At 31.4% G+C, this 7,715-nt stretch carries 9 protein-coding genes; 7 read left to right on the top strand and 2 right to left on the bottom strand.

Going from position 1 to position 7,715, the window contains the following annotated elements; genetic code table 11:
• The 4 genes from WBN21_RS10195 to WBN21_RS10180 all read left to right on the top strand — a co-directional run.
• A partial coding sequence (locus WBN21_RS10195) for a DUF2200 family protein (protein WP_424199936.1) occupies positions 1-155 on the top strand: 155 nt, incomplete at its 5' end.
• A 14-nt stretch (positions 156-169) separates the two neighbouring features.
• Positions 170-577: a DUF1801 domain-containing protein gene (locus tag WBN21_RS10190; RefSeq protein WP_424199934.1), complete on the top strand. Its 408-nt coding sequence runs from the start codon at positions 170-172 to the stop codon at positions 575-577.
• Positions 578-809: 232 nt separating this feature from the next.
• A complete protein-coding gene (gene corA, locus WBN21_RS10185) occupies positions 810-1,874 on the top strand; it encodes a magnesium/cobalt transporter CorA (protein ID WP_424199932.1) in 1,065 nt (354 codons plus the stop codon).
• A 34-nt stretch (positions 1,875-1,908) separates the two neighbouring features.
• Positions 1,909-2,799: a mechanosensitive ion channel family protein gene (locus WBN21_RS10180; protein ID WP_424199930.1), complete on the top strand. Its 891-nt coding sequence runs from the start codon at positions 1,909-1,911 to the stop codon at positions 2,797-2,799.
• Between the two features lie 140 nt (positions 2,800-2,939).
• Here the strand turns inward: WBN21_RS10180 and WBN21_RS10175 are convergent, their stop codons facing one another.
• Positions 2,940-3,632 carry a peptidoglycan DD-metalloendopeptidase family protein gene (locus WBN21_RS10175; protein ID WP_424199928.1) on the bottom strand — a complete coding sequence of 231 codons (693 nt, stop codon included), beginning with the start codon at positions 3,630-3,632 and terminating at the stop codon, positions 2,940-2,942.
• Positions 3,633-3,783: 151 nt separating this feature from the next.
• On the opposite strand from WBN21_RS10175, the gene WBN21_RS10170 reads away from it, so the two are divergent.
• Genes WBN21_RS10170 through WBN21_RS10160 form a run of 3 tightly spaced genes read left to right on the top strand, consistent with a single transcriptional unit; the run spans position 3,784 to position 7,143 of the window.
• Positions 3,784-5,229, top strand: a complete 1,446-nt coding sequence (locus WBN21_RS10170) for a RimK family protein (protein ID WP_424199926.1) — start codon at positions 3,784-3,786, stop codon at positions 5,227-5,229.
• Position 5,230: 1 nt separating this feature from the next.
• Positions 5,231-6,457 carry a glutamate-cysteine ligase family protein gene (locus WBN21_RS10165; RefSeq protein WP_424199924.1) on the top strand — a complete coding sequence of 409 codons (1,227 nt, stop codon included), beginning with the start codon at positions 5,231-5,233 and terminating at the stop codon, positions 6,455-6,457.
• Positions 6,454-7,143, top strand: coding sequence for an N-formylglutamate amidohydrolase (locus WBN21_RS10160; RefSeq protein ID WP_424199922.1), 690 nt, complete (start codon positions 6,454-6,456; stop codon positions 7,141-7,143). The genes WBN21_RS10165 and WBN21_RS10160 overlap by 4 nt, the downstream gene beginning before the upstream one ends.
• On the opposite strand, the gene WBN21_RS10155 is transcribed toward WBN21_RS10160, so the two are convergent.
• Positions 7,144-7,715: radical SAM protein (locus WBN21_RS10155; protein ID WP_424199920.1), on the bottom strand; the 572-nt coding region annotated here is incomplete at its 5' end.

Here is a 7,715-nt window from a genome sequence, read left to right as displayed (position 1 = left end):
ATCCAAACGCACACTTGATTAAAGGAGTCGTTTGTGGTTATCGAATTGAAGAAATAGAGGATGAATTTGAATTGTATAAACAATGCAGACGTATGGAAAAGCTGATTGATGAATTAGCAAAAGGTAGAAAGATGGAGAAAATTTTAAGGCAATAACCAAAATCGGAATTATGACAAAAACAAAGACAACTTACACAGGAGAAAACGTAACAGATTTCATAAACTCATACGTTGATAATGAACAGAAAAAAGCTGATAGTTTTCGGTTAATCGAATTGATGCAGGAATGGTCTAGTGCTGAATCTAAAATGTGGGGACCGACAATTATCGGATTCGACAACTACCATTACAAATATGCTAGCGGACACGAAGGTGATGCGCCTGTTCTTGGATTCTCACCTAGAAAAGCAGCGTTCTCGCTTTACGTTTATTCTGATACGAAGAGAAGTAAATTATTATTAGCTGAACTCGGTAAATTCAAAATGGGAAAGGCCTGTATTTATGTGAAAAAACTTTCTGATATCAATATTTCGGTTTTAAAAGAACTCTGCATAGAATCAATTAAATACATTAACTAGCATCACGAATGTTCTTGCAGAATAAAACAAACCAATTAACGAAAGATAGAAAAACTTGTGCTAACACCGTATAAAAAAATGCTTAATTTATTGCTTAATAAAAGGTTCGGGCGTTTTTGTTCCGCCTGATTTTCCTGTGAAAAATCCTAGAACAAGACCGTTGTGGTGCATTTAAGAATTTATATCATTAACGACAAATAATGCACCAGAATCAATTCCAATGAATAAAAATATGACAAGATTTATAAAAAAGAAAAAAGAAGAAATTGGACTTTCGCCAGACGAACTTATTTTTAGAGGGCAAAAAAAAATAGACCAGGTTTTATTAAGAATTATTGATTTTGATTCTAATAACTTAACAGAAGATGATGTAAAGACAGTAAAAGAAATTAGTGAATTCCAACACAAGGACACAGTCACTTGGATAAATGTAGATGGTCTTCATAATACATCAATAATGCAAGAAATAACAACTTCGTTTAATCTTGACACATTGGTAATGGCAGAAGTGTTAAATACAGAAGCAAGACCAAGAGTTATTGAATATGACAATTGTGCTTTGATAACCATAAAAATGTTAAGGTTAGACGATAAAGACGGAAAAACACTTGTTGAAAACCTAAGTTTGATACTAACAAAAACAGTATTAATTTCATTCCAAGAACAAAAAGGAGATGTATTCGAGCCTGTAAGAGAGAGAATTAGAAAGCAAAAAAAGAGAATTCGTAACGGAGGAACTGACTATTTAACTTTTGCATTATTAGATATCGTAGTCGATAATTATCTTTACGTAATAAGTGTTTTGGGAGAAAAAATAGAAACTTTAGAAGAGAACCTACTTCTAAATCCAAATCAGAATATTATTAACGAAATTAATAATTACAAACGAGAGTTGAACTTTTTACGAAAAAGCATAAAACCGGCTAAAGAAATGATTTTTTCATTAGCAAAAACCGAATCAGACTTTATTACTGAAAGTACATACCTTCATTTCAAAGAACTTGAAGATAATATTAGTCAAGCAAATGATGCTTCGGACGACTACCGTGAAATATTATCAGACCAACTTAACATTTATCATACAACAATAAGCAGTAAATTAAATGATATAATGAAGTTTCTAACAGTTTTTTCAGTAATATTTATTCCATTAACTTTTATCGCAGGTATTTATGGAACTAACTTTGAATATGTGCCAGAACTTTCTTTTAAATACAGCTATTTCATCATGTGGTTTGTAATGATAGCAGTAGCAATAGGTATGCTTCTGTTTTTCAAAAAGAAAAAATGGTTTTAAGTCATACATTAATAATTAGAAACTCAAGCAATAAATGGATATAGATTTTCAAAGGATTTTTAATGATTATTTTGAACAAGTAAGTACATTAATTCCAAATATTATTACTGGAATATTAGTTTTAATCATAGCCATAATATTTGGTAAAATAGTATTTAAAATTATAGTAAAAGTCACTCGTAAAAAATGGCAGGATAGTATAATGTCTAATTTTTTAGCACAAGTTATAAAATGGTCAATTTACCTTTTTGGAGTGATCATGGCATTAAGTGTCGTAGGTTTTACAGGTTTAGCAACTACAATTTTTGCAGGAGCAGGCGTAAGTGCAATCGTATTTGGTTTTGCTTTTAAAGATATTGGAGAAAATTTTTTGGCAGGAATAATTTTGGCTTTAAAAAGACCTTTTGAAATTGGAGATATTATTGAAATCCAAGGAAACAAGGGAACTGTAAAAGACCTTGATTTAAGAACTACACATTTAAGAAATGTTGAAGGCAAAGATATTTACATTCCCAATTCGTCAATAATTAAAAACCCTCTAACTAATTACACAAAGGATGGTTTTTTAAGAATTAATTTTATGATTGGTATTGCACCAGAGTGCGATATTGAGAAAACTCGAAAACTAGTATTAGATTATTTAAAAACGAATAAAAATATATTAAAAAAACCAGAACATAACGTAGTAGTAGAAGGATTAGGCGAATATACAACTGATATTCAAGTATTCTTTTGGATAAATATTCTAGCAATTAAAAATTTGCCTGATGAATATTTGGGACATAATATTAGAAGTAAAGCCATAACAGATATTAAAATAATTTTAGATGAGAATAATATAGAAATGCCTTCACAAGTTCTCGAACATAAGATGTATAGACAGAATAAACTATCGATTGAAAATAAATCAGAAAAACTGTATTGACGAATTTTAAAATTTTGTCGACATTACCACTCGAAATCTAACTGAATTGGGTTTCGGAATTTGACAAAAACATGAAAAAAGCACAATTATAAACATGCTTTTATAACATAGAAATCAACTTCACAACTTAAACAAACACCTTAAACTCCCAACTTCAACAATAAATTAGGATCTGGACAATTATCCTTATAAAACTCTAAATCTAGTTTTGAACACACCCCAGGATAATCGCCTTTATAACCTTGTAGGTCTTTAATTATCTGAAAATGTAAATGTGGAGAGTAATCGCCATTTACTGAAGCATCTCCTAGGGCAGCTATTTTATCACCTTTTTTAAAAGGTTGTCCAACTTTTAAATTTTTAATAGAAGTCAAACTTAAATGACCATAGAGTGTATAAAACGCAACACCTTTAATATGATGCTTTAAAATTATAGTTGGCCCATAATCACCATAGTTTGTGTTATTTTTAAAACTATGAACAACACCTTCCAGCGGTGCATAAATTGGTCTTTCTGCATCACACCATAAATCAATTCCTAAATGAATGTTACGTTCTTCTGCGGCTTGACCATTAAAATGATTGCTACGCTTATAAATATTTCTTAATTCTAAATATCCGCCATAGGCAATTTGAGCCTCATGTTTTTTAATATGATCATTTACAAAAACTTCTAATTTTGAAGATGAAGACATGTCCACTTTGTTAAGTATATCGTTTGTTTCTGATAAATCGATTGTAACGTACTTTTCATTTGGAATAGACGCATCTAGAACTCGTAATGACACATTACTAATACTATTTATAAATACTGAAAAATTACTGAATTGCATAAGTTTTAAAAATAAAAAAACATATTTCAAAAGTAGCATAAACTACATTTAAAATAATCAAAATAAGCCATTTAAAAAAAGTCTAAAAAAATTTTTGGAATCAAAAAAACACTAATTTTGTACATAAATCAATTAGCATCATGTTACTTTAATGCAAAAATATATTGTCGTTAATCAACCCGAAAAATGGAATCTTTCCATTGAGAATATTAGGATAATCTCATCACAAGATTACTTAACAAACCCTGAGTTTTCATTATTAAAAAAAGCCCGTGTTTTTAATCTTTGTAAGGATTACAACTACCAATCTAAAGGCTATTACGTGTCACTTTTAGCCGAAGCCAGAGGGCATTTAGCTATTCCAACGGTTAAAAATATTGTAGATTTAAAAACCTTAAAATTAGTTCGAATTGTTTCTGATGAATTTGATGATATAATTCAACAAAGTTTAAAAAACATAAAGTCCCGAGATTTTACTTTAAGCATCTATTTCGGGCAAAATGTAGCTCAAAAATACAAAGAATTGAGTGCGCTTTTTTACAAGCATTTTCAGGTGCCATTTTTTCGTGTAACCTTTAATTATAACACCAAATGGAACGTTCAAAGTGTGAAAGTTATTTCAGAATCTGAAATTCCAATCGATCACATAGAAAGTGTACAAGAATTTGCGAACCAGTATTTTTCTAAAAAAAGATATGATACACCAAAATTGGCAAAAAGCGATTTTGACTTAGCCATTTTAGTTAATCCTAATGATCCTGCGCCTCCGAGCAATCCAAAAGGATTAAAAAAATTCCTAGAAATTGCGGAAAAAATGAATATTTACGCCGAAATTATTGAGCCAAAAGATTTAACGCGACTTTCATCTTTTGATGCTTTATTTTTACGACAAAGCACCGAAGTTAATAACGAGGCCTATGCTTTTGCGCGTAAAGCACAACAGGAAGGTATTGCTTTAATTGATTATCCAGATGCAATTTTAAAATGTTGCAATAAAGTTTATATGGCGGAGGCTTTACAAAACGCTAATATTGACACACCTAAAACCATTATTGTCCATAAAGATAATCTTGACCAAGTTTTAGAACATACTGGCTTACCCTGTGTTTTAAAAGCACCCGATTCTACCTTTTCCTTTGGAGTAAAAAAGGCTAAAACCTTGGAAGAATTTAATGATTTAGCAAACACTATGTTGAAAGAATCTGATTTGATTATTGCCCAAGAATTTTGTCCTTCAGATTACGATTGGAGAATTGGACTCATTGATGGCGAGCCATTTTATGCCTGTAAATACTATATGGCAAAAGGGCATTGGCAAATTTACAACTGGAAGGCTAAAAAGAAAAATGACCAAGACGGTGATGCCGATTGTTTATCTATTGAAGAGGTGCCAAAAAAAGTCTTAAAAATGGCCATCAAATCGGCGAAATTAATTGGAGATGGGCTTTTAGGAATAGATATTAAGGTTGTAAATGAGAAACCTATGGTAATCGAAATTAACGACAACCCAAATATTGATTTTGGTGTTGAAGATGCATACTATGGCGATTTAGTTTATACAAAAATATTAACTGCTCTTAAAAACAGACTAGATTAACATGGGAAAAAAGTATCATTTATTCGAGGTTTTTGGTATTGAATTGGAATATATGTTGGTGAATAATTCTAGTTTGAAAGTCACACCTATTGTTGATGAATTGCTCACTCTAAAAAACGGCAGATTAACGGACGATATTGATAATGGTGACGTGGCATGGAGCAACGAATTAGTGGCGCATGTTGTAGAATTAAAAACCAATGGACCAACGACCAATTTGAACAATCTTTCAAATGAATTTCATAAAAATATACTGGAAATAAACGCGCTTTTAAAACCTTTAAATGCGCAACTTTTACCAACGGCTTCGCACCCGTTAATGAATCCAACAACAGACACACAACTCTGGAAACACAGTTATAGTGAGGTTTACGCTTTGTATAATCGGATTTTTAATTGTAAAGGTCACGGTTGGAGCAATGTACAAAGTACGCATATTAATTTACCTTTTTATGACGATGGTGAGTTTGAAAAACTCCATGCCGCTATTAGAATTATTTTACCTCTCATTCCAGGATTATGTGCCAGCTCACCTATTTTAGAAGGAAAACAAACAGGTTTTAAAGACACCCGATTGGAGTACTATAAAGCCAATCAAAAAGAAATTCCTGAAATGACTGGATTAGTTATTCCAGAGCAAGTTTTTTCAAAAAAAGACTATCAAACAACCATTTTTAACCCGATAAATAAAGCTATAAAACCTTTTGATACTGAAGATATTCTAGATCAATACTTTTTAAATTCTCGTGGTGCCATTGCTCGTTTTGATAGAAATGCGATTGAAATAAGATTAGTAGATATCCAAGAATGTCCGCAAGCAGATATTGCCATTTGTGTGCTCATTATTGAAGTGGTTAAACTATTAGTGAACAATGAAACCACTTCTTTAAGCAATCAAAAATCTTGGACAAAAGAAGTTCTTTACAGTATTCTGAATCCTTGTATTAAGGAAGGGGAAAATCATATAGTTTCAAATTTAGAATATTTGAATTTATTTCAAATTGAGCAAGCTTGTACCGTTCAAGATATTTGGAAACAGCTATTTAAATTGGTTAAATCGCAAATTGATCCATCACATCATCATGCCATTGAAACCATTTTAAAACATGGTACGCTTTCAACACGAATCTTAAAAGCAATAGATAAAAACTACTCAGAAGATAACATCAAAAAAGCATATACAAGGTTGGCAGGATGTTTACATGACAATAAATTATTCACCTTGTGAAACTCATCATAACTTGCGAACATGGTGGAAATAAAATTCCGCAAGCATATGCAAACTATTTTGATGGATGCCATTCCAATTTAAACTCGCATCGTGGTTACGACTTAGGGGCGTTGGATGTCTATAAAACTTTAGTGCCTCTAGCTGACTACAGTTTGTTTTCCGAAACAAGTCGGTTGCTTATTGAGTTGAATCGCTCGACACATCACAACAATTTATTTTCAGAATTTTCAAAAAAGCTTTCAAAGGCAGAAAAGATCAGCTTAATAAATTCCTATTATTTAGATTATAGAAATCAGGTTGAAAACAAAATAAATGAATGGCTTTTGAATGATGAAACCGTATTACATCTTTCCATTCATTCCTTTACTCCTATTTTAAATAATAAAGAAAGACTATGTGATATTGGTTTGCTTTATGATTCTAAAAACACGCTTGAAAAAACCTTTTGCGCATCGCTTAAAAAAGAAATAAAATCGAACAATCCGTTACTGAATGTACGCTATAACTACCCGTATTTAGGAACTGCAGATGGCTTTACAACGTATTTAAGAAAGCAATTTCATAAAAATTATATGGGTATTGAAATAGAAATGAATCAAAAATATGTTCAAGATAATGTATTTAGCAAACGCCTAAAACAAGATCTTTCCCATAGTATTTCAACAATTTTGAACACCCAATAATTAAACCGCTACTTCGCCGTAAAGGTCAAAATCTTCAGCTTCGGTGATTTTTACGGTAGTATATTCACCAGTTTTTAAGTAGGTTTTTGCTGCGTCAATTAAAACTTCGTTATCCACATCTGGCGAATCAAATTCTGTTCTACCAACAAAATAGTTCCCTTCTTTTCTATCAATAACCACTTTAAACTCCTGCCCTATTTTTTGCTGATTTAACTCCCAAGAAATCTGCGATTGAATTTCCATAATTTGGTTTGCTCTGTCAATCTTAACATCTTCTGGAACATCATCTTCTAAATTATAAGCATGTGTGTTTTCCTCGTGAGAATAGGTAAAACAGCCCAAACGTTCAAAACGCATATCGGAAACCCATTGTTTTAATTCTTGGAAATTTTCTTCAGTTTCTCCAGGATAACCAACAATAAGTGTTGTTCTGATGGTCATGTTTGGAACAGCTTCTCTAAACTGAGAAATTAACTTAGTTGTTTTTTCTTTAGTAGTTCCGCGACGCATACTTTTCAAAATATCATCTGAAATATGTTGTAACGGAATATCTAAATAATTACAAACTTTAG

The sequence above is a fragment of the Algibacter sp. genome, from assembly GCF_049667265.1.
GTDB lineage: Bacteria > Bacteroidota > Bacteroidia > Flavobacteriales > Flavobacteriaceae > Algibacter_B.
Note: the sequence above shows the minus strand (reverse complement) of the source record. Positions and strands in the feature narration are given on the sequence as shown.

What these genes read in the sequence shown, in the direction of transcription:
- WBN21_RS10190 (WP_424199934.1), top strand. Translation starts at nt 170, where the DNA reads ATGACAAAAACAAAGACAACTTACACAGGAGAAAACGTAACAGATTTC.
- corA (WP_424199932.1), top strand. Translation starts at nt 810, where the DNA reads ATGACAAGATTTATAAAAAAGAAAAAAGAAGAAATTGGACTTTCGCCA.
- WBN21_RS10180 (WP_424199930.1), top strand. Translation starts at nt 1,909, where the DNA reads ATGGATATAGATTTTCAAAGGATTTTTAATGATTATTTTGAACAAGTA.
- WBN21_RS10175 (WP_424199928.1), bottom strand. Translation starts at nt 3,632, where the DNA reads ATGCAATTCAGTAATTTTTCAGTATTTATAAATAGTATTAGTAATGTG.
- WBN21_RS10170 (WP_424199926.1), top strand. Translation starts at nt 3,784, where the DNA reads ATGCAAAAATATATTGTCGTTAATCAACCCGAAAAATGGAATCTTTCC.
- WBN21_RS10165 (WP_424199924.1), top strand. Translation starts at nt 5,231, where the DNA reads ATGGGAAAAAAGTATCATTTATTCGAGGTTTTTGGTATTGAATTGGAA.